The 25538-nt window shown below is 61.6% G+C and carries 22 protein-coding genes and 1 pseudogene; 17 read left to right on the top strand and 6 right to left on the bottom strand.

Annotation, left to right across the window (positions count from 1 at the left end; all coding sequences use genetic code 11):
* Positions 1-49 precede the first annotated feature (49 nt).
* Positions 50-970 carry a LysR family transcriptional regulator gene (locus tag QRN33_RS19030; protein ID WP_083353107.1) on the bottom strand — a complete coding sequence of 307 codons (921 nt, stop codon included), beginning with the start codon at positions 968-970 and terminating at the stop codon, positions 50-52.
* A gap of 285 nt (positions 971-1255) precedes the next feature.
* Here QRN33_RS19030 and QRN33_RS19025 point away from each other — a divergent pair, with 285 nt between their 5' ends.
* From QRN33_RS19025 to QRN33_RS19015, 3 genes are read left to right on the top strand one after another with little or no spacing between them, the layout of a single operon-like run.
* Complete coding sequence (locus QRN33_RS19025; RefSeq protein ID WP_042609530.1) at positions 1256-1954, top strand: CoA transferase subunit A; 699 nt, start codon at positions 1256-1258, stop codon at positions 1952-1954.
* A gap of 24 nt (positions 1955-1978) precedes the next feature.
* Positions 1979-2644, top strand: coding sequence for a CoA transferase subunit B (locus tag QRN33_RS19020; protein ID WP_039762320.1), 666 nt, complete (start codon positions 1979-1981; stop codon positions 2642-2644).
* Between the two features lie 11 nt (positions 2645-2655).
* On the top strand, positions 2656-3837 hold the full coding sequence (locus QRN33_RS19015) for an acetyl-CoA C-acetyltransferase (RefSeq protein ID WP_285409546.1): 1182 nt from the start codon (positions 2656-2658) through the stop codon (positions 3835-3837).
* 220 nt (positions 3838-4057) lie between these two features.
* Here QRN33_RS19015 and cobF read toward each other — a convergent pair whose 3' ends face one another.
* On the bottom strand, positions 4058-4813 hold the full coding sequence (gene cobF, locus QRN33_RS19010) for a precorrin-6A synthase (deacetylating) (protein WP_285409545.1): 756 nt from the start codon (positions 4811-4813) through the stop codon (positions 4058-4060).
* Entirely contained in the window at positions 4813-5382 is a 570-nt protein-coding gene (locus tag QRN33_RS19005; RefSeq protein WP_285409544.1) for a histidine phosphatase family protein, read from the bottom strand. The genes cobF and QRN33_RS19005 overlap by 1 nt, the downstream gene beginning before the upstream one ends.
* 320 nt (positions 5383-5702) lie before the next feature.
* On the opposite strand from QRN33_RS19005, the gene QRN33_RS19000 reads away from it, so the two are divergent.
* The 8 genes from QRN33_RS19000 (at position 5703) to QRN33_RS18965 (ending at position 13929) form a co-directional block, all read left to right on the top strand.
* A complete protein-coding gene (locus QRN33_RS19000; RefSeq protein WP_042609526.1) occupies positions 5703-6557 on the top strand; it encodes a MurR/RpiR family transcriptional regulator in 855 nt (284 codons plus the stop codon).
* Positions 6558-6559: 2 nt separating this feature from the next.
* Positions 6560-7204 carry a cysteine hydrolase family protein gene (locus QRN33_RS18995; protein WP_064362024.1) on the top strand — a complete coding sequence of 215 codons (645 nt, stop codon included), beginning with the start codon at positions 6560-6562 and terminating at the stop codon, positions 7202-7204.
* Positions 7201-8532, top strand: coding sequence for a type I glutamate--ammonia ligase (locus tag QRN33_RS18990; RefSeq protein WP_083353112.1), 1332 nt, complete (start codon positions 7201-7203; stop codon positions 8530-8532). The genes QRN33_RS18995 and QRN33_RS18990 overlap by 4 nt, the downstream gene beginning before the upstream one ends.
* Positions 8516-9268 carry an N-formylglutamate amidohydrolase gene (locus QRN33_RS18985; protein ID WP_285409543.1) on the top strand — a complete coding sequence of 251 codons (753 nt, stop codon included), beginning with the start codon at positions 8516-8518 and terminating at the stop codon, positions 9266-9268. The genes QRN33_RS18990 and QRN33_RS18985 overlap by 17 nt, the downstream gene beginning before the upstream one ends.
* A 68-nt stretch (positions 9269-9336) precedes the next feature.
* On the top strand, positions 9337-10686 hold the full coding sequence (locus tag QRN33_RS18980; RefSeq protein ID WP_065616997.1) for an APC family permease: 1350 nt from the start codon (positions 9337-9339) through the stop codon (positions 10684-10686).
* Positions 10687-10804: 118 nt separating this feature from the next.
* Positions 10805-11821: an arginine N-succinyltransferase gene (locus tag QRN33_RS18975; protein WP_285409542.1), complete on the top strand. Its 1017-nt coding sequence runs from the start codon at positions 10805-10807 to the stop codon at positions 11819-11821.
* A gap of 49 nt (positions 11822-11870) precedes the next feature.
* Positions 11871-12905 carry an arginine N-succinyltransferase gene (gene astA / locus QRN33_RS18970; protein WP_285409541.1) on the top strand — a complete coding sequence of 345 codons (1035 nt, stop codon included), beginning with the start codon at positions 11871-11873 and terminating at the stop codon, positions 12903-12905.
* A gap of 154 nt (positions 12906-13059) precedes the next feature.
* Positions 13060-13929 (top strand): oxaloacetate decarboxylase, encoded by an 870-nt coding sequence (locus QRN33_RS18965; protein ID WP_024012471.1) that lies wholly within the window; start codon positions 13060-13062, stop codon positions 13927-13929.
* Positions 13930-14049: 120 nt separating this feature from the next.
* Here QRN33_RS18965 and QRN33_RS18960 read toward each other — a convergent pair.
* The 3 genes and pseudogenes from QRN33_RS18960 to QRN33_RS18950 form a co-directional block, all read right to left on the bottom strand.
* A pseudogene (locus QRN33_RS18960) lies at positions 14050-14238 on the bottom strand (hypothetical protein); the annotation flags it as partial.
* 314 nt (positions 14239-14552) lie between these two features.
* Positions 14553-15788, bottom strand: a complete 1236-nt coding sequence (locus QRN33_RS18955) for a M20/M25/M40 family metallo-hydrolase (protein ID WP_116658919.1) — start codon at positions 15786-15788, stop codon at positions 14553-14555.
* A gap of 213 nt (positions 15789-16001) precedes the next feature.
* On the bottom strand, positions 16002-17075 hold the full coding sequence (locus tag QRN33_RS18950) for a diguanylate cyclase (RefSeq protein ID WP_285409540.1): 1074 nt from the start codon (positions 17073-17075) through the stop codon (positions 16002-16004).
* Between the two features lie 189 nt (positions 17076-17264).
* Here QRN33_RS18950 and QRN33_RS18945 point away from each other — a divergent pair, with 189 nt between their 5' ends.
* The 6 genes from QRN33_RS18945 (at position 17265) to hglS (ending at position 25085) form a co-directional block, all read left to right on the top strand.
* The gene (locus QRN33_RS18945; RefSeq protein WP_285409539.1) at positions 17265-18719 is read left to right on the top strand and encodes a flavin-containing monooxygenase; all 1455 of its coding nucleotides are present in this window, start codon (positions 17265-17267) and stop codon (positions 18717-18719) included.
* A 21-nt stretch (positions 18720-18740) separates the two neighbouring features.
* Positions 18741-19667, top strand: coding sequence for an alpha/beta fold hydrolase (locus tag QRN33_RS18940; RefSeq protein WP_042609516.1), 927 nt, complete (start codon positions 18741-18743; stop codon positions 19665-19667).
* 169 nt (positions 19668-19836) lie between these two features.
* A complete protein-coding gene (glcD, locus tag QRN33_RS18935) occupies positions 19837-21336 on the top strand; it encodes a glycolate oxidase subunit GlcD (protein WP_285409538.1) in 1500 nt (499 codons plus the stop codon).
* On the top strand, positions 21336-22385 hold the full coding sequence (gene glcE, locus QRN33_RS18930; protein WP_285409537.1) for a glycolate oxidase subunit GlcE: 1050 nt from the start codon (positions 21336-21338) through the stop codon (positions 22383-22385). The genes glcD and glcE overlap by 1 nt, the downstream gene beginning before the upstream one ends.
* Before the next feature lie 2 nt (positions 22386-22387).
* Positions 22388-23608 (top strand): glycolate oxidase subunit GlcF, encoded by a 1221-nt coding sequence (glcF, locus tag QRN33_RS18925; protein ID WP_285409536.1) that lies wholly within the window; start codon positions 22388-22390, stop codon positions 23606-23608.
* A gap of 88 nt (positions 23609-23696) precedes the next feature.
* Positions 23697-25085 (top strand): 2-oxoadipate dioxygenase/decarboxylase HglS, encoded by a 1389-nt coding sequence (hglS, locus tag QRN33_RS18920; protein ID WP_285409535.1) that lies wholly within the window; start codon positions 23697-23699, stop codon positions 25083-25085.
* Positions 25086-25538: the final 453 nt, after the last annotated feature.

Raw genomic sequence — 25538 nt, 5'->3', positions numbered from 1 at the left:
CGTTTTTCGCGAGCAGGCTCGCTCCCACACTGAATCAGTGTTCGACGCTCTATTCCCGCGCTTCCGGGCTGAGGGGGAGATCGAACTGGCGCTGCAGATCTTCAGCCTTGAGAATCTCGAACAACGCCTGCGCCGCCGCCGACAGTTCATTGCCCGGCTCGGTCAGCACACCGATTGCCCGCTCGACCGAATCGTTCAAGGTAAGGCAATGCGCACCCAGCTCGCGCATTTGCCCCGCACACAACGCCGGCACCGCACTGACCCCGAGCCCGCTGGCGACCATGCGGCCGACCGTCGCCAATTGATGGCTCTCGAACTCTACCGGCAACTTCATCCCGCGCGCGTGCAAATGCTCTTCCAGCATCACCCGTACCGTCGACGGCCGCTGCAGGGTGATGAACGGTTGCTCCAGCAAGGTCTGCCAATCGATGTCGGCGCGGCCGGCCAGCGCTGAATCCGCTGGCACCACGGCGACGAAGCGATCGACATACAGAGGCGTGAACGTCATCGACGTACTCTGCATCGGCGCGAACGCCACGCCGAGCTCCACCTGCCGGTCGCGGACCATTTCCAGCACTTGCTCGTTGATCACGTCGTTGACCGTGACGTTGACGTTCGGATAGCGCGCGCGAAAGCTCTTGAGAATCGGCGGCAGCAGATTGCCGGCAAACGACGGCATCGCCGCCAGCGTCACGCGCCCGCGTTGCAGGCTGAAACGCTGACGCATCTCGTCTTCAGCGTTGTCCCAGTCGGCGATCAATCGGCGCGCCAGCGGCAGCAGGGATTCGCCTTCCGGGGTCAGCGCGACATTCCGGGTATTGCGGCTGAACAGCCGCCCGCCCAGGCCCTCCTCCAGCGCCTTGATGGTCAGGCTCAACGCCGACTGGGACAGGTGCAGGCGTTCGCATGCAACGGCGAAACTCAGGCTATGGGCCACGGCGAGAAAGGCACGAATCTGTTTGATGGTCATGGTCGCTTTGCTCCAGTTGCGAGCGGCGAGCTGCAAGCTGCAAGCTGCAAGCCGTGATGTGATTGCCCTCTGTAGGCGCTGCCGAAGGCTGCGATCTTTTGATCTTGAAAATCAACGGCAAAAGATCGCAGCCTTCGGCAGCTCCTACAGGAGATCCCCTAAACATTGATTATTGATGTTTATCAATCAATCAACCGTAAAAATCAACTTAACAAATATATTCCACGGAGAGACACTCCCGTCATTCGGCTAGCCAGCCGCCCGCAAATAATAAAAGAGGTGCCTATGGCAGGTTTCGACAAGCGTGTGAGTTCCTACGAGGAAGCGATGGCCGGACTGGAAGACGGCATGACCGTCATCGCCGGTGGCTTCGGTCTGTGCGGCATTCCGGAAAACCTGATCGCCGAGATCAAGCGCAAGGGCACCCGCGACCTCACTGTCGTCTCCAACAACTGCGGCGTCGACGGATTCGGCCTTGGCGTGCTGCTCACCGACCGCCAGATCAGCAAAGTCATCGCCTCGTACGTCGGCGAAAACAAACTGTTCGAAGAGCAACTGCTCAAGGGCGACATCGAAGTCATCCTCACCCCGCAAGGCACCCTCGCCGAGAAGATGCGCGCGGGCGGCGCCGGCATTCCGGCATTCTTCACCGCCACCGGCGTCGGCACCCCAGTCGCCGAGGGCAAGGAAGTGCGTGAATTCAAAGGTCGCAAGTACCTGATGGAAGAATCCATCACTGGCGACTTCGCCATCGTCAAAGGCTGGAAGGCCGACCATTTCGGCAACGTCGTTTACCGCCACACCGCGCAGAACTTCAACCCGCTGGCGGCCACCGCCGGCAAGATCACCGTGGTCGAAGTCGAAGAAATCGTCGAACCCGGCGAACTCGACCCGACGCAGATCCACACCCCGGGCATCTACGTCGACCGGGTCATTTGCGGCACGTTCGAAAAACGCATCGAACAACGCACCATCCGCAAATAATTCAGGCCTACGGAGAACAACAACATGGCACTTACCCGCGAACAAATGGCTCAGCGCGTCGCCCGCGAAATGCAGGACGGCTACTACGTCAACCTCGGTATCGGCATTCCGACCCTGGTCGCCAACTACATCCCCGAAGGCATGGAAGTCATGCTGCAATCGGAAAACGGCCTGCTCGGCATGGGACCTTTTCCGACCGAAGAAACCATCGATGCCGACATGATCAACGCCGGCAAACAAACGGTGACCGCGCGGATCGGCGCATCGATTTTCAACTCCGCCGAATCCTTTGCGATGATCCGCGGCGGCCATGTCGACCTGACCGTGCTCGGCGCGTTCGAAGTCGACGTCGAAGGCAATATTGCCTCGTGGATGATCCCCGGCAAACTGGTCAAGGGCATGGGCGGCGCCATGGACCTGGTGGCCGGTGCCGACAACATCATTGTCATCATGACCCACGCGTCCAAGGACGGTGAATCCAAGCTGCTCGCCAAATGCAGCCTGCCGCTGACCGGCGCCGGCTGCATCAAGCGCGTGCTGACCGACCTCGCCTATCTGGAAATCGAAAATGGCGCTTTTGTCCTCAAGGAACGCGCACCTGGCGTCAGCGTTGAAGAAATCGTCGCCAAAACCGCTGGTAAACTGATCGTCCCGGATCACGTACCGGAAATGCAGTTCGCTGCCGAGTGAGGAATTCGAAAATGCAAGACGTCGTCATTGTTGCCGCCACGCGTACCGCGATCGGCAGTTTTCAGGGCTCCCTGGCCAACGTATCCGCGGTCGATCTGGGCGCGGCGGTGATCCGCCAGTTGCTCGAGCAGACCGGCCTGGACGGTGCGCAGGTCGATGAAGTGATCATGGGCCAGGTGTTGACCGCCGGCGCCGGACAGAACCCGGCGCGTCAGGCCGCGATCAAGGCCGGCCTGCCCCACGCGGTACCGGCGATGACCCTGAACAAGGTCTGCGGTTCCGGCCTGAAAGCTCTGCATCTCGGCGCGCAGGCGATCCGTTGCGGCGACGCCGAGGTGATCATTGCCGGCGGCCAGGAAAACATGAGCCTGTCCAACTACATCATGCCGGGCGCCCGCACCGGTCTGCGCATGGGCCACGCGCAAATCGTCGACACCATGATCAGCGACGGCCTGTGGGATGCGTTCAACGATTACCACATGGGCATCACCGCGGAAAATCTGGTCGATAAATACCAGATCACCCGCGAACAGCAGGACGCCTTCGCAGCTGCTTCCCAGCAGAAAGCTGCCGCCGCCATTGAAGCCGGGCGCTTCGTCGATGAAATCACCCCGATCCTGATTCCCCAGCGCAAGGGCGATCCGGTCGCCTTCAAGATCGACGAGCAGCCACGCGGCGACACCAGCGCCGAATCCCTGGCGAAGCTGCGCCCGGCGTTCAAAAAGGACGGCAGCGTCACCGCTGGCAACGCTTCATCGCTGAACGACGGTGCCGCCGCCGTGATTCTGATGAGTGGCGAGAAAGCCAAAGCCCTGGGCCTGCCGGTTCTGGCCAGAATCGCTGCCTACGCCAACGCGGGCGTCGATCCGGCGATCATGGGCATCGGCCCGGTATCCGCCACCCGCCGCTGCCTCGACAAAGCCGGCTGGAGCATCGACCAGCTCGACCTGATCGAAGCCAACGAAGCGTTCGCCGCGCAATCGCTGGCCGTCGCCAAGGACCTGCAATGGGACCTGGACAAGGTCAACGTCAACGGCGGCGCCATCGCTCTTGGTCACCCGATCGGCGCATCGGGTTGCCGCGTGCTGGTGACATTGCTGCACGAAATGCTCAAGCGCAATGCGAAAAAAGGTCTGGCGACCTTGTGCATTGGCGGCGGCCAGGGTGTAGCGCTGGCGCTGGAACGCGCCTGATACGGAGTTCAAGGTTGACGGCGGATCCACGACATCCGCCGTTGGCCGGCAACAAAAAACCCGGTGCGCCTTGCGGTGTACCGGGTTTCTTTTTGCCTGTCCGAAATTCGTATTGGATGTACCACCGTCATCGCGAGCAGGCTCACTCCTACAGGGGGGGACGCATTCCAAATGTGGGAGCGAGCCTGCTCGCGAAAGCGCTTTTTCAGACGCCAGCCATTCAAGGCTTGCGCAGCAGATAGGTATCCATAATCCACCCATGCTCCGCCCGCGCCGCTTTGCGCACCCGTTCGATCTCATCGGCGACATCCGCCAGTCTTCCGCTGAGCAGAATCTGGTCCGGTGTGCCCAAGTAAGCGCCCCAGAAAATCTCGGTCTGGCGATCCGTCACCTGCTGGTACGAATCCTCGGCATCGAGCATCACCACCAGACTGTCCGCTTCACTCACCTGCCCTGCTGCCAATCGCCGTCCCGTGGTGATTTCCACCGAACGGCCGATCGTGTTCAGCGGTATCTTGTGCTGCGCAGCCAGGGCCTGAACGCTGCTAATCCCCGGTATCACTTCGTACTCAAATTCACAGCGGCCTGATGACTGAATCGCCTGAAGGATGCGCAGCGTGCTGTCGTACAACGCCGGATCGCCCCACACCAGGAAACCGCCGCACTGACCGTCGGACAATTCCTCATTGATCAGCCGCTCGAAGGCCTGCTGCTTGGCGCGGTTCAGTGCATCGACGCTTGCCGTGTAGTCGACATCGCCCCGCTGGCGCTCAGGACTGCTGGCTTCGACAAAGCGATAAGCGTGATCGGTGATGTAGCGCTCACAGATCTCGCGGCGCAGATCGATCAGCGTCTGTTTGCTCTGGCCTTTATCCAGCAGAAAGAACACATCGACCCGATTCAGCGCTTTCACTGCCTGCATCGTGATGTAGTCCGGATTGCCGGCGCCAATGCCGATGACCAGCAGCTGTTTCATCAGAATTCCTCTTCAAGGTCCATGCCCGGCAAGCGTAGACGCCAGATGCCGTTGAAGCGCAGCTCGATCACCGACAGCGGCTCGACATCGATCGCATTGAACGCGTTGCCTTGCAGCACCTGCATCAATGCAGCACGCATGACAAACGGATGGGTGACTGCCACCACATGCCCGGGCGTCGCGGCGACTGTAGCCAGCCACTGCGCCACCCGCAGTGTCAGTTGGCCGACCGATTCGCCGCCATGGGGCGCCGCGTCTGGATCGGCCAGCCAGGCTGACAACGCGTCGGCGTGGTGGGCTTGCAAATCCTTGATCGACTGGCCGTGCCAGCGCCCCCAGTCACAATCGCGCAGGGCCGGGTCGATTTCGCCATCGGCACCCAACCACTCTGCTGTTTGCCGGGTTCGCAGCTCCGGCCCGCATACCAGGCGCCGCGTCGCCGGGAATCGCGACCGGATGGCGTCAGACGCCACGGGCAACTCTTCAACAGGCTCGTTCGTAGGAAAACGCGCCAATTTTTGTGCGATGGTTCGCGCATGGCAAACCAGTATCAAACGGCTACTTGGCACAGGCAGGTACTCGGACGAAAGATATCAAAAGCAACGGTTCGAAATTCGTTAGCGGCCCATTGTGCCGTAAATCCGGATTTTTCAGGATTGCCCGCCCGCCAGCCGCTGAACCTTGGATAGGCAATGTCTGACACTGTGACAGGCAAAGGACTACAAGCCGACGCTACTTCGGCGTAGCCCTTGTTACACGGACGGCTTGCACACTTTTGGTGCCTGGCAAACCTGTACAAAAATTCGCTAGACATGTAGCACACATTACATAAATACTCTTTTATCGGATTGTGAAATGAATTCGACACCCCCATCCAGCAGGAGCCCGGATGCCCCCTCTCAGAGACCTGATCACTGACCCCGGCCTGGATCTGACGCCGTCAGAGCGCAAAGTGGTCCGCGCCCTGCTCGATCAGTATCCCCGCAACGGTCTGGGGCCGATGGCGCGCCTGGCCGAACATGCGGGTGTCAGCGATCCGACCATCGTGCGTCTGGTGAAAAAGCTCGGTTTTGGCGGTTACGCCGATTTCCAGGAAGCCCTGCTCAGCGACATGGATCATCGCCTGCGTTCACCACGCACGCTATTGCAGCCGCGCTCGCAGCAGAACAAGAACGATGCCTGGGCCCATTATCTGGCCGACAGCCATCGCTTGCTGGTTGACACTCAAGCCCTGACCCAACCCGAAGACGTACGGATCCTCGTGGAATGGCTGCTCGACAGCCGCCATCAGATCTACTGCTTCGGTGGCCGTTTCAGCATCCTGCTGGCCAATTACCTGCTTAACCACCTGCGCCTGCTGCGCCCCGGCTGCTTCGCCCTGGAAGACAACGCCCTGTTGCCTGACCGTCTGTACGATCTGCAACGCCAGGACGTGGTGCTGGTGTTCGACTATCGGCGCTACCAGACCCAAGCCCTGCGCGTCGCCACCGCGGCGAAGAACAACAACGCGCGGGTGGTGCTGTTCACCGATGTCTACGCCTCGCCGCTGCGCGAGATGGCCGACCTGATCATCAGCGCCCCGGTGGAATCGGCGTCGCCGTTCGACACCATGGTGCCGGCGCTGGCGCAGGTCGAGGCGCTGATCGCCTGCCTGACCTTGCGCGTGCCCGACCCTGCCGATCGCCTGGAAGGCATCGATGCCCTGCGCAACGACTTTGCGACTCACCTGCTGGAGGAAAAATAAGGATGTTCAGCCTTCCCCACCGCTCGCCACGGGACCTGCCGTTTGTGTTCGATCACACCGCATTGTTGCTGGTGGACATGCAGCGCGCCTGGCTCGAGCCGCAATTCGACCCGCACCTGAGCGGGCCGGATGCCGAGTATTTCCTCCAGCGTGCGCGCAGCCAGGTGGTGCCCAATCAGCAACGGCTGCTTGGCGCCTTTCGTCAGGCCCGGCAAAACGTGCTGCACACGATCATCGAAAGCCTGACCGCCGACGGTCGCGACCGCTCGCTGGATCACAAGCTGTCCGACATGCACCTGCCCAAGGGCAGCGCGCAAGCTCAGGTGATTGCTGAACTGACCCCGGCCGAGAACGAAATCGTGCTGCCAAAGACCTCCTCCGGGGTATTCAACTCGACCAACATCGACTACGTGCTGCGCAACTTGCAGACCCGTCATCTGATCATCGCTGGCATCGTCACCGATCAGTGCGTGGACATGGCCGTGCGCGATGCCGCCGACCGGGGCTATCTGGTGACGCTGGTGGAGGACGCCTGCGCCACTTACACAGCCGAACGCCACCACGCCTGCCTCAATGCAATCAAGGGTTACTGCTGGATCACCGACACCGACACCGTGCTCGGTCGTTTGCAGGAGATGCAGCCATGAGCGCACGCCTGACGCCTCTGCCGATGACCACTCTGGTGACCACTGACCTGATCGGCATCACCCGTGGCCGCTCGTTCCCTACCGACGAGCTTGAGCACTATCAGGCAGCGGGTTGCGGCTGGGTCCCGGCCAACAGCGCGCTGACGCCACAAGACATCATCGCCTCGAGCAATCCGTGGGGCGCGTACGGCGACCTGCGGCTGATCCCCGATCTGAACAGCCGCGTCACCGTCGGCAACGGCCCGGACGCGAACGCGCCGGCGCTGGATTTCATCCACGCCGATATCCGCGAGACCGACGGCCAGGCGTGGGGCGCCTGCCCACGCACATTGCTGCGTGATGAAATCGAGCGCTATCACGATGAGCTCGGTTTGCAGGTCAATGCCGCGTTCGAACATGAATTCAACCTGCACGCTGGCGAGGCCGAACATGCAGCGTTCTCTCTCGAAGCGCAGCGTCAGGGCGCCGAATTCGCCGGCTGGCTGCTCAGCGCCCTGCGCGCCGGCGGGGTCGAGCCGGAAATGTTCCTGCCGGAATACGGCAAGCACCAATACGAAATCACCTGCCGCCCGACCCTTGGCGTGGCGGCGGCGGATCGTGCGGTCAATGTGCGTGAAATCACCCGGGAAATCGCCCGGCAGATGGGCCTGGCGCTGAGTTTCGCGCCGAAGACCGCTCCCGAGGCGGTGTGCAACGGTGTGCATCTGCACGTCAGCCTGCTCGATCTGGCCGGCCAGCCCATGCTGTATGACGCCGGCACCAGCAACGGCCTGTCGAGTATCGGTCAGCACTGGGCTGCCGGAGTCCTGCACTATTTGCCGGCGCTCTGCGCGTTCACTGCGCCGACGCCGCTCTCGTACCAGCGTTTGCAGCCGCACCACTGGAGCGCGTCCTATGCGTGCCTGGGACAGCAGAATCGTGAAGCGGCGCTGCGCATCTGCCCGACCGTGACCCTGGGCGGCAAGTCTGCCGCGCAGCAGTTCAACCTGGAATTCCGCGCCATGGACGCCACCGCCTCGCCACACCTGGCGATGGCCGCGCTGCTGATCGCCGGGCGCCTGGGCATCGAACAGCGTCTGGCGCTGAACGCGATCACCGATGAAATTCCCGATTCACTCAATGACGAGCAACGCAAGGCCCGGGGCATTGTCGCCCTGCCCGCCTCGCTGGCGCAGGCGCTGGATTGCCTGCGCGACAGTGCAGCCTTCAATGAATGGCTGCCCAAGCCGCTGCTCGACACTTGGTACGCCCTGAAAACCGAGGAACTGGCGCTGACGGAACAGCTCTCGCCCGCTGACCTGTGTGAGCACTATGCACGCCTGTACTGAATCCGCCGAACTGGGGTTGTTCACCCGCCCGGTCTATAACCTGAGCCGCGAGGACTCGACGAACCCGTTGATCCTCGTGTGCGAACACGCCAGTCGTTACATCCCCGATGCCCTGAACAACCTGGGCCTGGACGAGGCCGCCGCGCGGGAACACATCGCCTGGGACATCGGCGCGCTGCAACTGGCCGAACAGTTGTCGGAACAACTCGGTGCCACCCTGCTCAGCGCCAATTACTCACGGCTGTTGATCGATCTCAACCGCCCGCGCCATGCGCCGGACAGCATCCCGGTGCAAAGCGAGATCTACCAGATTCCCGGCAACCGCGAGCTGGATGAGGCGGCTCGCGAGTATCGTCGGCAGACCCTGTTCAAGCCGTTTCATGCACGTTTGCAGACGCTGATCGACGAGCGTATTACCCAGGGCCAAGCGGTGCGCGTGGTCGGCATTCACAGTTTTACGCCGGTGTACTACGGCCAGCCGCGACCACTGGAAATCGGCGTGTTGTTCGGCCAGGCCAAAGCCTATGCCCAGCGCCTGCTCGACGGACTGCAAGTGCATCCTTTGAAAGTCGCGGGCAACCAGCCGTACAGAATCGATCCGCTGGGCGACATGACCGTACCGGTGCACGGCGATGCCCGAGGCCTCGAGGCCGTACTGATCGAAGTGCGCAATGACTTGCTGCGCAGCCCCGAAGCGGTTTCGCGCTGGGCCGGCTACCTGGCACCTTTGCTGTAAGAATCGCGGTAAATGATCGACCGACAGAACAACTAAAACGACCGATGGCTGACAAGGAGTTGCGCTTCATGGAAATTGAAGAATTCGGCTACAAGCAAGAGTTGAAACGTAGCCTGACGCTGACCGATCTGGTGGTATACGGGATGATTTTCATGATCCCCATCGCCCCGTTCGGTGTGTATGGCTACGTCAACGCCGAGGCACCCGGGATGGTGCCGCTGGCCTACATCATCGGCATGGTGGCGATGCTGTTCACCGCGCTGAGTTACGGCAGCATGGCCAAGGCGTTTCCGATCGCCGGTTCGGTGTATTCCTACGCGCAACGCGGCCTTAATCAACACGTCGGTTTCATCGCTGGCTGGCTGATGCTGCTCGACTACCTGCTGATTCCGCCGCTGCTGTACCTGTATGCGGCGATGGCGCTCAACCATTTGTACCCGGATATTCCCAAGGTTGGCTTCATCCTGGCATTCCTGGTCAGCGCAACGTTCGTCAACCTGCGCGGCATCACCTTTACCGCGCGGATGAACATCCTGTTCCTGCTGGCGCAACTGGTGGTACTGGGCATCTTCCTGTTCTACGCCTGGAATGCCTTGCACAACGGCGGCGGCAACGGCGAGCTGACACTGGCGCCGCTGTATCACCCCGAGACCTTCAACTTCGCCTTGTTGATGCAAGCGGTGTCGATCGCCGTGCTGTCGTTCCTCGGCTTCGATGCGATCTCGACCCTTGCCGAAGAAATCAAGGAAGACCCGGGCCGCAGCGTCGGCAGAGCGGCGCTGATCACCCTGGCGGTGATGGGCACGATTTTCGTGGTGCAGACGTGGATTGCCACCGATCTGGCAGCGGGCATGGGCTTCAAATCCGCCGACACCGCGTTCTATGAAATCGCTGAAATCGCCGCCGGCAGCTGGCTCGCAACCCTGACTGCAGTGGCGACAGCGCTGGCCTGGGGCGTGGCCGTGGCGATCACCTCGCAGGCCGCCGTGTCGCGCCTGCTGTTCGGCATGGCCCGCGACGGCAAATTGCCGAAGGTGCTGGCCAGGGTCCATCCGAAACACAACACGCCGTACCTAAGCATCTATCTGGTGGCGGTGCTGTCGCTGCTGATCTGCTACCTGTTCATCGAGGCGGTCGACATCCTCACCTCGCTGATCAACTTCGGCGCCCTGAGCGGGTTCATGCTCCTGCACCTGACCGTGATCAACCACTACTGGCGTCGGCAGAAGTCGGGACAGGTTGTGCGCCATCTGCTCTGCCCGGTGATCGGCTTCATCATCGTCGCGGCCATCATGTACAACATGGGCGTCGATGCGCAGAAACTCGGCCTGATCTGGATTGCCCTGGGTCTGGTTTATCTGTTCTTCCTCAACAAGCTCGGCGCCAGCACGGTGTTGCCCGATCCGAGCAATGGCTGACAAGAAAAAGAGCGGCGTCTGACAACAAATCAGGCGACCGCCGATTTAACGCGTGGAAACCGACAGTGATAGTCAGGTTCGGCGAACGGGCCGAACCTTTTGATACAGGAGTACATCCATGCTGGTCTTACGCCCAGTCGAGCAGAATGATCTGCCCCAGCTACAGCGCCTGGCCCGCGAGAGCCTGATCGGCGTGACCTCGCTGCCGGATGACAGCGAGCACCTGCGCGAGAAAATCGCCGGGTCGCGCGCCTCGTTCGACAGCGCCGCCACGGCGCAGGGGCCGGAGAACTATTTCTTTGTGCTGGAAGACCTCGAACGCCAGCAACTGCTCGGCTGCTCGGAAATTCTTGCCACCGCCGGCTTCAAGGAACCGTTCTACAGCTTGCGCAATCGCCATTTCACCAGCGCCTCGCGGGAGTTGAACATCGAGCATGGCGTGCCGGCGTTGTCGCTGTGCCATGACCTTAGCGGGCACACCCTGCTGCGCGGGTTCCACATCGACGCCACGCTGGTGCGCACGCCGTTTTCCGAACTGTTGTCGCGGGCGCGCCTGCTGTTCATTGCCGCCCATGCGCAGCGGTTCTCCGAGGCGGTGATCACCGAGATCGTCGGCTACAGCGATGAGCACGGCCACTCGCCATTCTGGGATGCGCTGGGCAAGCATTTCTTCGACCTGCCCTACGCCGAAGCCGAGCGTCTGTGCGGGTTGCAGAGCCGCACGTTCCTCGCCGAACTGATGCCGCAATATCCGATATACGTACCGATGCTGCCGCAAGCGGCGCAGGACTGCATCGGCCGCGTGCACCCGGACGGCCAGGAGGCGTTCGACATCCTCGAGCGTGAAGGCTTCGAGACCAACAGCTACATCGACCTGTTCGACGCCGGCCCTACGTTGTACGCGCGTACCGCAAACATTCGCTCGATCGTTGGCAGCCAGATTGCCACGGTCCGGCAACAGGCGTCGACAGACGCCCGAGGCCGTTACCTGGTGAGCAACGACGCCTTGCATGACTACCGGGCCATTGTCACCGAGCTCGACTATCAGCCCGATCAACCGCTGCCCCTGACGCCCGCTCTCTGCGCGGCACTGAAGGTCAGCGAGGGCAGCCCGATACGGTTGGTCGCTCTGTGAGGCGCATTCGCCGTTGGTGCCTGAATCGGTACGCAGAAGGAGTAGGAGCATGATTGTCCGTCCGGTAAAAGTCAGCGACCTGCCTGCCTTGATGACGCTCGTCGAACAGGCCGGGCCGGGCTTCACCACCCTTCCTGCCAACGAGGACCGCCTCGCGCACCGGGTGCGTTGGGCGCAACGGGCGTTCGCCGAACAGGTGGAACGTGCCGATGCCGATTATCTGTTTGTCCTCGAGGATGATGAGCAGCGCGTGGTCGGTGTCAGCGCGATGGCTGGCGCGGTTGGGCTGCGCGAACCCTGGTACAACTACCGGCTCGGCGTGACCGTCAGTTCGGCGCCGGACCTGGGCATTCAGCGGCAGATTCCGACGTTGTTCCTCAACAATGAACTGACCGGACAATCGGAACTGTGCTCGCTGTTTCTGCGCCATGACCAGCGCAGCGGCAGCAATGGCCGCCTGTTGTCGCTGGGGCGCCTGCTGTTTGTCGCCGAGTTTCCGCATCTGTTTGGCGAGAAGATGATCGCCGAACTGCGCGGCAGTGCCGATGAAAACGGTTGCTCGCCGTTCTGGGACAGCCTTGGCCGACACTTTTTCCAGATGGATTTCACCCACGCCGATCACTTGTCGGGGCTGGGCAACAAAGCCTTTATCGCCGAACTGATGCCACGTCAGCCGCTGTACACCTGCCTGCTGACCGAACAGGCACAGGCGGCGATCGGCCAGACTCACCCGAACACCCAACCGGCATTGAAAATCCTTCAGGCTGAAGGTTTTGCGCACCAGGGTTACATCGACATTTTCGACGGTGGCCCGGTCATCGAAGCGCCGATCCGCAGCATTCGCACGGTGCGTGACAGTCTCGAACTGACCCTGAGCCTCGGCATCCCGGACGAGAAGGCGCCGTTGTGGCTGATTCACAACCGCCGCCTGGAAAACTGCCGCATCACCGTGGCGCCCGGGCGACTGGTGGGTAACAGCCTTATGGTCGATCGTCTCACCGCCAAACGCCTGCAACTTCAGCCGGGTAATTCGGTGCGTGCGGTGCTCCTGCCCCATCAACAGCAACACGCCGTGGCGGCCTGATATGCCCGGCGCGAGAGATTAAACCTTTCAGCCGCCAGTCCTGCCGCGCAAATTCGTCATGATTCCTGACCCATTCGCGTGATAGCCTTTTCATTCTTCGGCGTTGACACCTTTGCTCAAGCCTCTCCATTCCTTATGTATTGGTGGAACTCGTATGACCAGGCTTTCCCATCAAGATTTGCGCCGTAATTTCCGTCAGTTGCTGGCCTCCGACACCTGCTATCACACGGCTTCGGTGTTCGACCCGATGTCCGCCCGCATCGCCGCTGACCTGGGTTTTGAAGTGGGTATCCTCGGCGGTTCCGTGGCCTCCCTGCAGGTGCTCGGCGCCCCGGACTTCGCCCTGATCACCCTCAGCGAATTCGCCGAACAGGCCACGCGCATCGGCCGCGTCGCCCAATTGCCAGTGATCGCCGACGCCGATCACGGCTACGGTAACGCTCTTAACGTCATGCGCACCATCGTCGAACTGGAACGCGCCGGCGTCGCGGCACTGACCATCGAAGACACCCTGCTGCCCGCACAATTCGGGCGCAAATCCACCGACCTGATCACCGTCGCCGAAGGCGTCGGCAAGATCCGCGCGGCGCTGGAAGCGCGGGTCGACACGGAAATGGCGATCATCGCCCGCACCAACGCCGGCATTCTGCCGAACCAGGAAATCATCAGCCGCACCCGCCAATATCAGGCGGCGGGCGCTGACGGTATCTGCATGGTCGGCGTGCAGGACTTCGATCAACTGGAACAGATCGCCGAGCATCTCACCGTGCCGCTGATGCTGGTCACTTACGGCAACCCGGCCCTGCGCGACGACAAACGCCTGGCCGAACTCGGCGTACGCGTGACCATCGACGGCCACGGCGCCTACTTCGCTGCGATCAAAGCGACTTACGACAGCCTGCGCGAACAGCGGCAGATCTTCACCCAGGCCGCCGACCTGAGCGCGACCGAATTGACGCACACCTATACCCAGCCGGAGGAATACATTCTCTGGGCCAAGGAATACATGAGCGTCAAGGAGTGATGCACACGCTGCACCGGCCCCTTCGCGAGCAGGCTCGCTCCCACAGTTGAAATGCGGTCCCCTGTGGGAGCGAGCCTGCTCGCGAAAGCGTCTATTGCGGCACCGCTAAACCGGCGTCTTCTACCCCTCCTCCCGCTGCGCCGCCCGCGCCTGAATCACATTCAGAATCGCGCAGCCCTCGCGCATCAGCAGATGAACCGCGCTGGTCACCCGCGTCAAATCACAATCGGAGATGCCCTTGAGGTTAAGGCTGGCAAAGGTATCGGCCAGATCCCGCACGACAACAAACTGGTGCATCGCACAGGCGGCCCGAGTTCACTCCAGAAAGGTCAGGTTCTGTATTCGACCGGCCAAGATCGTCGCAGAGTTATCTGCGAACCGAGACTATAAAAGCCCCTCACCCTAGCCCTCTCCCGGAGGGAGAGGGAACCGATTGGGGGATGCTCAGGATCTGCGCCGACGTGGTGGACCGTGTTGAATGCGAAATTGAATTCAGCAGAAAATCTCAAGCTTGCCGCATTGACTACAAACAACGCGGTCAGTCCCCTCTCCTGGGGGAGAGGGCTAGGGTGAGGGGCGAGTCAACTGACACCCCGCCCCAAACATTCACACCACCAATTCCATCACCGCGGCTTCGCCAACTCCATGATCATCCGCGACAACAGATAAATCCGCGGCGCCACGCTCGCCACTTCGGCATATTCCTCCGGCGTGTGAATATTGCCGCCGACGATCCCGAAGCCATCCAGCGTCGGTGTCCCTACGCCTGCGGACAAACTGGCATCCGCCGCGCCGCCGCTGCCCTCCTCGGTGAGCTTGCGGCCAATTTCGCCGTAAATGCCTTGAGCCATGGCCATCAAGCGATCGGACTCAGCGGTCTGCGGCATCGGCGGCAATCCGCGCTGCAGAGAGGTTTTCACCTCGGTCTCGGCAATCAACTTGTCCTGCGAGACCCGCGCCAGATCCTTCTCGATACGATCGAACTCTTCCGGCACCGCCGCGCGCACATCAGCCTTGGCCGTGGCCTGGTCCGGGATTACGTTGGTGCGATCACCGGCCTTGAGCACGGTAAAGTTGATGGTGGTCTTCTTCGCCTCATCGCCGAGCTTGCCCAGTTGCAGAATCTGGTGCGCCGCTTCCATCGCCGCGTTCCGGCCCAATTCTGGCGCGACCCCGGCGTGGGCGGCTTTGCCTTTGACTTCGACCAGCGCCGTCGCACTGCCCTTGCGCCACACCACCAGACCATCGGCCGGGCGCCCCGGTTCGAGGTTGAGGGTGACGTCGTGCTGTTTGGCGGTTTTCTTGATCAGGTCGGTGGCGACGTCCGAGCCGGTTTCTTCGCTGGCGTCGAGCAGGAAGGTGATCTGCGCGTAATCCTTGAAGTCGAGGTTCTTCAGCACTTTCAATGCGTAGATGCCGGCGACGATGCCGCCCTTGTCGTCCATTACACCCGGCCCGTAGGCGCGGCCGTCCTTGATGTGGAAAGGCCGCTCGGCGGCGGAGCCTTCCTTGAACACCGTGTCCATGTGCGCCATCAGGAGGATCTTCGCTTTGCCGGTGCCTTTGAGCGTGGCCAGCACGTGGTTGGATTTTTCCGGGGTGTTGGGCACCAGTTCGATGGTGGCGCCGAGTTTTTTCAGTTCATCGATGGCAATGTCGCTGACCTGTTTCAGGCCCGGCTCATAACCTGAGCCGGAGTCGATATTGACCAGTCGCTCCAACAATTTCAGGGCTTCGGGCTGATACTGCTCGGCATCGGCGAGCACTTGTTTGTGCGGTTCGGCGGCGTTTGCGGCCGAGAATGCGAGGGACAGACCGAGGCTGGCGGCCAGCAGAGAGCGGGGAAATGAGAACGTCATGAAGCAGTCCTTGTTTCGTATCGGAGGGATTCAACCGTAACCGACATTGACGCAAGGCTCTATAGCGAATGCGACACTCTCCAGACCGACACCGAACAAACCTGTAGGAGTGAGCCTGCTCGCGATAGCGTTGTATCAGTCAGCATTCAAATCACTGACAGATTGCTATCGCGAGCAGGCTCACTCCTACAGTTTCAATCGGCGGGGTGTCCCTCAGACCGAATCCAGCAGCGCCTGCCTCGGCTTGTTGTCGCTGTTGCAGATGACCCGATTGCGCCCACTCGCCTTGGCTTCGTACAAGGCCTGATCGGCATCGTCCAGCCAACGCGTGGCGTCGGCATGGCTCGGGTCATACGCGGCCAGGCCAATGCTCAGACTGACCTTCAACGCCGGATTCTGCTCATAGCCCAGCATCGCGAAGCGTTCGCGCAAGGCTTCCATGGCCTGAGCGGCATTGAACAGCGGCAGTTCCGGCAGGATCACGCAGAACTCATCCCCGCCGTAGCGCCCGGCGACATCGGTGGCGCGCAGATTCTGCTTGAGCAGTTTGCTCAACTGGCGCAGGACGATATCGCCGGCGACATGGCCGTAGGTGTCATTGATCGCCTTGAAGTGATCGATGTCGATCAACGCAATCGCCGCGCCTTGCTGCTGGCGCTTACAGCGCTGGAATGCGAGGTTCAGTTGATCCTTCCACGCGCCGTGATTGAGCAGCCCGGTCAGGCTGTCGGTGCGACTCAACGCCAACAGCTCACGCTTGTGCCGGCCGAGGGTGGAGGCCTGACGAAAGCAGATCCAGCCAAGCGCCAGCGGATACAGCAACAACAAAGGCAAACAGGCGTAAAGCTGCAATGGCGAAGTCGGCGGGATGTACGCCGGTGCGAACACCACCAGCCCGACGCCGATACCCAATAGCTGTGCCGCCGTCCCGGCGAGCAGGAATCGGCCACCGCCAATGGCGACATTGTTCATCGCCATCATCGAAATCGTGGTTGCGCTGGGCAGCGGATTGAACTGCATGGCAGCGACCCAGAAGCCGCCCATGAATGCATCGATCAGCAAGTTGCGGTGTTCGGCGCGGAACGGCACGCTCGAGCGGCGCGCCCATTGAAACGCCAGATGCGGCCAGATCAGGCCATTGAACAGCATCAGGCCCCACACCCACAGCGGCGGATCGAGGGAATACATCGCCACGCTGACGCACATGAGCCCGAGCAGCAGCCCGAACACCCGCGACCTGTACAGCCTCCTGGCCAGTGAAAGTCCCTTTCCCCGCGTATTTCCCATAAGGGCCTCGACCGCGCGCTGCAATGGTTTCACCCCGACACGGATGTGTTCGGAGTCTATCAGGGCGCCGCTAAATAGCCATCACCGGCCAGCGGCCTGAATAGAGCGCTATCAGCGCCGCACACGAAGCCCAGAGTTGGCTATAAATGAAACAGGGGAAAAGGAAAAACAACTATAAAAAGGGGGCCCATGCACACCTACCATGTGTTGATCATCGGCAGCGGTTTCGGCGGCCAGTGCGCGGCGGTCAACCTGGTCAAGGCCGGGATCGATGACTTTCGCATACTGGAGCGACGCGACTTTTTCGGCGGCACCTGGTGCCAGAACACCTACCCCGGGGCAGCGGTGGACGTGCCGTCGCCGCTGTATTCGCTCTCGTTCGCACCCTACCGCTGGTCGCAGATGTTTGCCGGACAGGCAGAACTGCAGCGCTACACCGAGCAAGTGATCGAGCAGTTCGGTTTGCGCGACCGCGTGGAGCTGCAAGCCGACGTCGAGCGCGTCGAATGGGACGAAGCGGATAAGTGCTGGACGGTGTACACCCGTGCCAAAGGCATCTTTCACACACAGTTCCTGATCAACGCCTCCGGGCCGTTAAGTCAGCCGGTCATCCCACACTTCCCCGGGATGGATCGCTTTCAAGGCAAGACGTTTCATACAAACCATTGGGATCACAGCTACGACTATCGCGGTAAACGCGTGGCGATTGTCGGCAGCGGTGCCAGCGCGGCCCAGGTGATTCCGGCAATTGCACCCCAGGTCGAACACCTGCATGTGTTCCAGCGCACGCCGCATTGGGTGCTGCCACGTGCCGATCGCAAATTCGGCCGCTTCCAGCGTTGGCTGCTCGGCTTGAAGCCGGCGTACAAGCTGCTGCGCTGGCTGATCTACTGGCAATTCGAAACCCGGGTGATCGCCTTCAAATACTCGAAACCGGCGATTCACCTGGTCCAGCAACATGCGCTGCGGTTCCTCAAACGCCAGGTTCCCGACCCGGTGCTGCGGCAGCAACTCACCCCGGATTTCACCATCGGCTGCAAGCGGGTGCTGGTCTCCAGCACGTATTACCCGGCGCTGAGCCGCGCCAACGTCACGCTGCACAGTCGCGAGCATGGCATCGCTTCGATCGACGAAAGCGGGATCAACACGGTGGACGGCGAGCATGTCGATGTTGATCTGATCGTCTGGTCGACCGGTTACGACGCCACCGACGGGGTGATTTCCTACCCGGTCAGCGGCAAGAACGCGGTGCAACTCAGAGATGTCTGGGCCGAATATCCGCGCGCCTACCTGGGCACCAGCCTGCCGGATTTCCCCAACCTGTTTATCGTCACCGGGCCGAACACCGGCATTGGCCACACTTCGGCGCTGTTCATCATCGAATCGCAGATGAACTACATCCTCGACTGCATTCGCACCGTGCAGGCCAAAGGCCTGCGCAGCATCGAAGTGCGCCATGACGCGGAACGTACCTACACTGCAATGATCCACCGGGAAATGCAGCGCACCGTGTGGAAGTCCGGCGGTTGCCACAGTTGGTACCAGAGCGAGAGCGGCCATGTGATCGCGATGTTTCCCGGCTTCAGTTTCAGCTATCACCTGCTGACCCGAGCGCTGAAACCGGCCGACCATATTTTGTCCTGAACACGTATAAGGAAGACGTCGATGCTTTTGCTGTTTGTCGCCCTCGCGGTTTTCGTGGCCTGGAGCTGGTTGAGTTACCCAGCGGTCGGCCATTGGCTGTACGACCTGGCCATGGCCATCGAGGCCAGGTTGTACAAACTGCACAAGATCGAAGTGCCGATCGCCGAGATGACTGTGTCGACCTGGCAAGGCGGGCCATACGAGGCGTCCAGCGCGATTCTGATGCTGCACGGCTTCAGCGCCGACAAAAACCTCTGGCTGCGCTGCGCCCGGCATTTTGTACGCGAGTATCGGGTGATCATCCCGGATCTGGCCGGCCACGGCGAAACCGGCTTCAAGGCCGGAGGCGGTTATGACATCGCGGTTCAGGCCAAACGCATGATTCAGCTACTCGATGTCTGCGGCGTGGAGAAAGTCCATGTGATCGGCAACTCCATGGGCGGCTACATCGCTGCGTGGCTCGCGGCGAGCTATCCCGAGCGGATCGCTTCGCTGGCCTTGATCGACCCGGCCGGCGTCACCGCACCAGAGCCGAGCGACATGGAGCGCCACCTGGCACGCGGGCACAATCCGTTCCTGATCAACTCCCGTGAAGAATTCCAGCGTTTCTACGCCATGACCATGGAGTCGCCGCCGTGGGTGCCGAAACTGGTGCTGGACGCCGTCGCCCAGCGCTACGAGCAACAACGTGACGAGCTCGAAGAAATCTTCCGCGACTTCCATGCCAGCCCGCCGATGGAGCCGAAACTGGCCGACATCAAATGTCCGGCGCTGCTGCTGTGGGGGCGCAAGGATCGCTTGATCGACGTCAGCAGCGTGCCGGTCTGGAGCAAGGGCATTGCCAACCTTGAAGTGGATGTGTGGGATCACGTCGGGCACATGCCGATGGTCGAACAGCCGGCGAACACGGCGCGGCGGTATCAGCAATTCCTGGGATCGCAAAAATGAACGCTTACCTCGTGGCGAGGGAGCTTGCTCCCGCTGGGCTGCGCAGCAGACCCAATCCCGGCGCGTTGAATCAGACGCGCATTGGTAGCAGAGGGGCCGCTTCGCGCCCCAGCGGGAGCAAGCTCCCTCGCAACAGGTGGGTATTTCAACAGGACATCGGCGGTGGGCGATGAACATCCTTTACGACGAACGCCTCGACGGTCCATTGCCCGAAGTGAACAAGGCCGAACTGCTCAAGACCCTGCAGCAGGCCCTGCCGGATCTGGACATTCTCTGGCGCGAGGATGAACTCAAGCCCTACGAATGCGACGGCCTCTCCGCCTACCGCACCACGCCCATGCTGGTCGCCCTGCCCCGGCGAATCGAGCAAGTGCAAACCCTGCTGAAACTTTGCCATCGGAACAATGTGCCGGTGGTCGCCCGAGGTGCCGGCACGGGATTGTCTGGCGGCGCGCTGCCACTGGAAAAAGGCCTGCTGCTGGTGATGGCGCGCTTCAACAACATCCTGCATATCGACCCCGCCGCACGTATCGCGCGGGTTCAACCCGGCGTGCGCAACCTCGCCATCTCCCAGGCCGCAGCTCCGTTCGGCCTGTATTACGCGCCCGATCCGTCATCGCAGATCGCCTGTTCGATCGGCGGCAACGTCGCGGAAAACGCAGGTGGCGTGCATTGCCTCAAGTACGGCCTGACCGTGCACAACGTGCTGAAAATCGAAGTGCTGACCATCGAGGGCGAACGCCTGACACTGGGCTCCGAGGCGCTCGATTCAGCCGGTTTTGACCTGCTCGCCTTGTTCACCGGCTCCGAGGGATTGCTGGGCATCATCACCGAAGTCACGGTGAAGTTATTGCCCAAACCGCAAGTCGCCAAGGTTTTGCTTGGCAGTTTCGATTCAGTGGAAAAGGCCGGCCGCGCGGTCGCCGAAATCATCGCCGCCGGGATCATCCCCGGTGGTCTGGAAATGATGGACAACCTGGCCATTCGCGCCGCTGAAGACTTTATCCACGCCGGTTACCCGGTCAATGCCGAGGCGATTCTGCTGTGCGAACTCGACGGCGTCGAAGCCGACGTGCACGACGATTGCCAACGCGTGCGCGAAGTCATGACAGCAGCCGGGGCCACTGAGGTGCGCCAGGCTCAGGACGAGGCCGAACGCGTGCGTTTCTGGGCCGGGCGCAAAAATGCCTTCCCGGCGATCGGTCGGTTGTCGCCGGATTATTACTGCATGGACGGCACCATCCCGCGCCGCGAACTGCCCGCTGTGCTGCAAGGTATCGCCAGCCTCGGCGAGGAATTTGGCCTGCGCGTGGCCAATGTTTTCCACGCCGGTGACGGCAACATGCACCCGCTGATCCTGTTCGACGCCAACCAGCCGGGCGAGCTGCATCGCGCCGAGGCGTTGGGCGGCAAGATCCTCGAACTGTGCGTGAAGGTCGGCGGCAGCATTACCGGTGAGCACGGCGTCGGGCGCGAGAAAATCAATCAGATGTGCGCGCAGTTCAACAGCGACGAGTTGCTGCTGTTTCACGCGGTCAAAACTGCATTTGATCCGCAGGGCCTGCTCAACCCCGGCAAGAACATTCCGACCCTGCACCGCTGCGCCGAATTTGGCGCCATGCACATCCACGCCGGGCAACTGCCCTTCCCCGAGCTGGAGCGATTCTGATGGCTGATTTCGATGCCGCCGAGGCCCTGCTCGACCAAGTGAATGCTGCGCGGGCCAATGCCATGCCGTTGAAGATTCAGGGCGGCAACAGCAAGGCGTTTCTTGGTCGCGAGGTGGCCGGCGAAGTGCTCGACAGCCGCGCCCATCGCGGCATCGTCCAGTACGATCCGACGGAACTGGTGGTCACGGTGCGCGCCGGCACGCCATTGTCCGAGCTGCTCGCGGCGCTGGATGACGCCGGGCAAATGCTGCCCTGCGAACCGCCGTCCTTCGCTGACAGTGCCACGGTCGGCGGCATGATCGCCGCAGGGTTGTCCGGGCCACGCCGGCCGTGGTCCGGTTCGGTACGCGATTTCGTCCTCGGCACGCGGGTGATCACCGGTCTCGGTCAGCATCTGCGCTTCGGCGGCGAAGTGATGAAAAACGTCGCCGGTTACGACCTGTCGCGACTGATGGCCGGGAGTTTCGGCTGCCTCGGCGTGCTGACCGAAGTGTCGCTGAAAGTCCTGCCGAAACCACGCCAGTGCCTGAGCATTCGCCTCGACATCGATTGTGTCCGCGCTCTGAGCAAACTCGCCGAGTGGGGTCAGCAACCGCTGCCGATCAGCGCCGCGTGTCACGACGGCCAGAGTCTGTATTTGCGCCTGGAAGGTGGCGAAGGATCGGTGACGGCGGCGCATCAACGCCTCGGCGGCGAACCGCTGGATTCGGTTTTCTGGCGCGATCTCAACGAACAGCGCCTGAGGTTTTTCGACGAAGGCTTGCCGCTGTGGCGCCTGTCATTGCCAAACGATCTCGGCCCGCTCGAGCTGCCCGGCGAGCAACTGATCGACTGGGCGGGCGCACAACGCTGGCTTAAATCTGATAGCACCGAGATTCACGCCCTCGCCCAGTCCTTTGGCGGCCATGCGACGTGCTTTACGCATGGCGCCACCGATTCGCCGTTTCAACCTTTGGCGCCGACCTTGCTGCGCTACCACCGGCAACTCAAGGCACAACTCGACCCGCAAGGGCTGTTCAACCCCGGACGAATGTACGCGGAGGTCTAGCCATGCAAACCACGCTCAGCGAGCAATCGCGCCAATTACCCCGCGCCGCCGAGGCGGAAAAAATCCTGCGCACCTGCGTGCATTGCGGCTTCTGCAACGCGACGTGCCCGACCTATCAATTGCTCGGCGATGAGCTCGACGGGCCGCGCGGGCGCATTTATCTGATCAAGCAAGTGCTGGAAGGCGCGCCGGCCACCGAGCAGACGCAGCTGCATCTGGATCGCTGCCTGTCGTGCCGCAACTGTGAAACCACCTGTCCGTCCGGGGTCGATTATCACAACCTGCTCGACATTGGCCGCGCGGTGGTTGATCACGCGGTGCCGCGCCCGGCAGCCCAGCGCTTGCTGCGCGAAGGCTTGCGCGCGCTGGCGCCGAATCCGCGTTTGTTCAAGGGCTTGCTGCGAATGGGCGCGACCTTTCGACCGCTGCTGCCACGCCTGCTGGAAAGCAAACTGCCGCAGCACGCCGCCGTTACGAGTACGCGCCCCGCTCCACGGCATGCGCGCCGGGTGTTGTTGCTTGAAGGTTGCGTGCAACCGGGGCTGTCGCCGAACACCAATGACGCGACGGCGCGGGTCCTCGATCGTCTGGGCATCAGCGTGACGCCGGTGAGCGAGGCCGGTTGTTGCGGCGCACTCGACTATCACCTCGACGCCCAGGCCAAGGGCCTCGACCGCGCACGACAGAATATCGATGCCTGGTGGCCGCATCTGCAGAACGGTGCCGAAGCCATCGTGCAGACAGCCAGTGGTTGTGGCGCGTTCATCAAGGATTACGGGCATTTGCTGGCGGGCGATCCAGTCTATGCGTTAAAAGCACGGCGGATCAGCGAAATGACTCGGGATCTGGTGCAAGTCATCGCGGCGGAACCGCTGGAACAGGTGTGCGCCGCCAGCGAACGGCGCATCGCCGTGCATTGCCCGTGCACTTTGCAGCACGCACTGAAACTCGGCGGCGCGGTGGAAGCAGTGCTGACCCGACTCGGTTTCAACCTCACTCAGGTAGCGGACGGCCATTTGTGCTGCGGCTCGGCGGGCACTTACTCGCTGACCCAACCCGTGCTGGCGCGGCAACTGCGCGACCAGCGCCTCAACGCGCTCGAAAGTGGCCGGCCGGAATTGATCGTCACGTCCAACGTCGGCTGTCAGAGCCATCTGGCCAGCGCCGGGCGCACGCCGGTCAAGCATTGGATCGAGCTGGTGGATCAGTCGTTGGCAGAATGAAGTTCGTAGGATTCTTCGTTTGCCCGCGTGGGCGAAGGCTGCGATCTTTTCCGGCATCCATTCCGTGACCGTGGCAGGAATTTTTTTCATGACCGTGCAGCCGTTCGTCAGCCCCGACCTGATCCGCCAACGCTTCTCCCGAGCGATGTCCGACATGTACCGCGAAGAGGTGCCGCTGTACGGCGCGCTGATGGAACTGGTAGAGAACACCAATCGCGACGTGCTGGCACGTCAGCCTGAGATTGCCGGGCACCTCAGGCGCACCGGCGAAATCGAGCGGCTGGACATGGAACGCCACGGTGCCATTCGCGTCGGCACGGCGAGCGAACTGGCCACCCTCGCCCGCCTGTTCGCGGTGATGGGTATGCAGCCGGTGGGTTATTACGACCTGACGCCGGCGGGCGTGCCGGTGCATTCGACGGCGTTTCGCGCGGTGCATGAAGAGGCGCTGCGAATCAGCCCGTTTCGTGTGTTCACCTCGTTGCTGCGCCTGGAGCTGATTGAAGCCCCTGAACTGCGTTCTTTTGCCGAGTCGGTGCTGGCCCGGCGTTCGATTTTTACCGACTCCGCGTTGCGCCTGATTGAACAGGCGGAAACAGCGGGCGGGCTAAACGAAGCTGACGCCGCAGAATTTGTCCGACAGGCACTGGAGACTTTTCGCTGGCACCACAGCGCCACCGTCACTGGCGCGCAGTACCAGAAACTCAGCGCCCAGCACCGCTTGGTCGCCGACGTCGTGGCGTTCAAAGGCCCGCACATCAATCACCTTACGCCACGTACGCTGGACATCGACACCGTGCAGGAGCAGATGCCCGCCCATGGCATCACACCCAAAGCGGTGATTGAAGGCCCACCGCGCCGCAAGTGCCCGATCCTGCTGCGCCAGACCAGCTTCAAGGCGCTGGACGAGCCGATCGCCTTCAGCGACCAGCCTGAAATCCTTGGCAGCCACAGCGCCCGGTTCGGCGAAATCGAACAACGCGGCGCTGCCCTGACACCCAAGGGGCGCGCGCTGTATGACCGTCTGCTGAATGCAGCCCGCGACGAACTGGGCGATTTTCCCAACGAAGCCAATGCTGCACATTACAACGCGCTGATGACTCAGCACTTTGTGGAATTTCCTGACAGCGTCGAGGGCATGCGCGAACAGGGGCTGGCGTACTTTCGTTATTTCGCTACGGATAAGGGCCTGGCGGCGCGAGGACTGGGGGGATCGTCTCTGGATGAATTGCTGCGCGAGGGCTATGTGAAAGCGGAGCCGCTGGTGTACGAAGATTTCCTGCCGGTGAGCGCGGCGGGGATTTTTCAGTCGAACCTTGGCGATTCTGCGCAGACGCAATACGCCGAACATTCCAATCGCCAGGCATTCGAACAGGCGCTGGGGCGCTCGACCATTGATGAGTTGGAGTTGTATGCCGAGACGCAACGGCGTTCGCTTGAAGAATGTGCCGAAACTTTGGGTATCAACCTGACCTGAGCTTTGCGCCACTCTCCTGTAGGAGTGAGCCTGCTCGCGATAGCGGTCTATCAGTCGCCAATGATTTGCCTGAACAGCCGCCTTCGCGAGCAGGCTCGCTCCCACAGGTTTCGCGCATGAACACGACTTCGGGGCAAACCACTTATCCCCCTGTAGGAGTGAGCCTGCTCGCGATAGCGGTCTATCAGTCACCAATGATTTGCCTGAACAGCCGCCTTCGCGAGCAGGCTCGCTCCCACAGGTTCGGTGTAGGCCCAAGCCTTAGGGCGATCCACGAATTCCATGTGGGAGCGAGCCTGCTCGCGAAGCAGTCACCTCGGTCCCGGCAAATCCCCAACTGCGCAAGAAGTTGCGCAGTAGGTCGTAATATTTCAGGGCCTAAATCCTCTGCAGCCCAAGCAGTGCAAGGCCTGCAGCCAAGTGCGCAAGAAGTTGCGCAGTACTGCGCAACTT

Origin of the sequence: Pseudomonas sp. FR229a (assembly GCF_030209115.1) — a bacterium.
GTDB lineage: Bacteria > Pseudomonadota > Gammaproteobacteria > Pseudomonadales > Pseudomonadaceae > Aquipseudomonas > Aquipseudomonas moraviensis_A.
This window is presented reverse-complemented; position numbering and strand designations above follow the sequence as displayed.

What these genes read in the sequence shown, in the direction of transcription:
- QRN33_RS19030 (WP_083353107.1), bottom strand. Translation starts at nt 970, where the DNA reads ATGACCATCAAACAGATTCGTGCCTTTCTCGCCGTGGCCCATAGCCTG.
- QRN33_RS19025 (WP_042609530.1), top strand. Translation starts at nt 1,256, where the DNA reads ATGGCAGGTTTCGACAAGCGTGTGAGTTCCTACGAGGAAGCGATGGCC.
- QRN33_RS19020 (WP_039762320.1), top strand. Translation starts at nt 1,979, where the DNA reads ATGGCACTTACCCGCGAACAAATGGCTCAGCGCGTCGCCCGCGAAATG.
- QRN33_RS19015 (WP_285409546.1), top strand. Translation starts at nt 2,656, where the DNA reads ATGCAAGACGTCGTCATTGTTGCCGCCACGCGTACCGCGATCGGCAGT.
- cobF (WP_285409545.1), bottom strand. Translation starts at nt 4,813, where the DNA reads ATGAAACAGCTGCTGGTCATCGGCATTGGCGCCGGCAATCCGGACTAC.
- QRN33_RS19000 (WP_042609526.1), top strand. Translation starts at nt 5,703, where the DNA reads ATGCCCCCTCTCAGAGACCTGATCACTGACCCCGGCCTGGATCTGACG.
- QRN33_RS18995 (WP_064362024.1), top strand. Translation starts at nt 6,560, where the DNA reads ATGTTCAGCCTTCCCCACCGCTCGCCACGGGACCTGCCGTTTGTGTTC.
- QRN33_RS18990 (WP_083353112.1), top strand. Translation starts at nt 7,201, where the DNA reads ATGAGCGCACGCCTGACGCCTCTGCCGATGACCACTCTGGTGACCACT.
- QRN33_RS18985 (WP_285409543.1), top strand. Translation starts at nt 8,516, where the DNA reads ATGCACGCCTGTACTGAATCCGCCGAACTGGGGTTGTTCACCCGCCCG.
- QRN33_RS18980 (WP_065616997.1), top strand. Translation starts at nt 9,337, where the DNA reads ATGGAAATTGAAGAATTCGGCTACAAGCAAGAGTTGAAACGTAGCCTG.
- QRN33_RS18975 (WP_285409542.1), top strand. Translation starts at nt 10,805, where the DNA reads ATGCTGGTCTTACGCCCAGTCGAGCAGAATGATCTGCCCCAGCTACAG.
- astA (WP_285409541.1), top strand. Translation starts at nt 11,871, where the DNA reads ATGATTGTCCGTCCGGTAAAAGTCAGCGACCTGCCTGCCTTGATGACG.
- QRN33_RS18965 (WP_024012471.1), top strand. Translation starts at nt 13,060, where the DNA reads ATGACCAGGCTTTCCCATCAAGATTTGCGCCGTAATTTCCGTCAGTTG.
- QRN33_RS18955 (WP_116658919.1), bottom strand. Translation starts at nt 15,788, where the DNA reads ATGACGTTCTCATTTCCCCGCTCTCTGCTGGCCGCCAGCCTCGGTCTG.
- QRN33_RS18950 (WP_285409540.1), bottom strand. Translation starts at nt 17,075, where the DNA reads ATGGGAAATACGCGGGGAAAGGGACTTTCACTGGCCAGGAGGCTGTAC.
- QRN33_RS18945 (WP_285409539.1), top strand. Translation starts at nt 17,265, where the DNA reads ATGCACACCTACCATGTGTTGATCATCGGCAGCGGTTTCGGCGGCCAG.
- QRN33_RS18940 (WP_042609516.1), top strand. Translation starts at nt 18,741, where the DNA reads ATGCTTTTGCTGTTTGTCGCCCTCGCGGTTTTCGTGGCCTGGAGCTGG.
- glcD (WP_285409538.1), top strand. Translation starts at nt 19,837, where the DNA reads ATGAACATCCTTTACGACGAACGCCTCGACGGTCCATTGCCCGAAGTG.
- glcE (WP_285409537.1), top strand. Translation starts at nt 21,336, where the DNA reads ATGGCTGATTTCGATGCCGCCGAGGCCCTGCTCGACCAAGTGAATGCT.
- glcF (WP_285409536.1), top strand. Translation starts at nt 22,388, where the DNA reads ATGCAAACCACGCTCAGCGAGCAATCGCGCCAATTACCCCGCGCCGCC.
- hglS (WP_285409535.1), top strand. Translation starts at nt 23,697, where the DNA reads ATGACCGTGCAGCCGTTCGTCAGCCCCGACCTGATCCGCCAACGCTTC.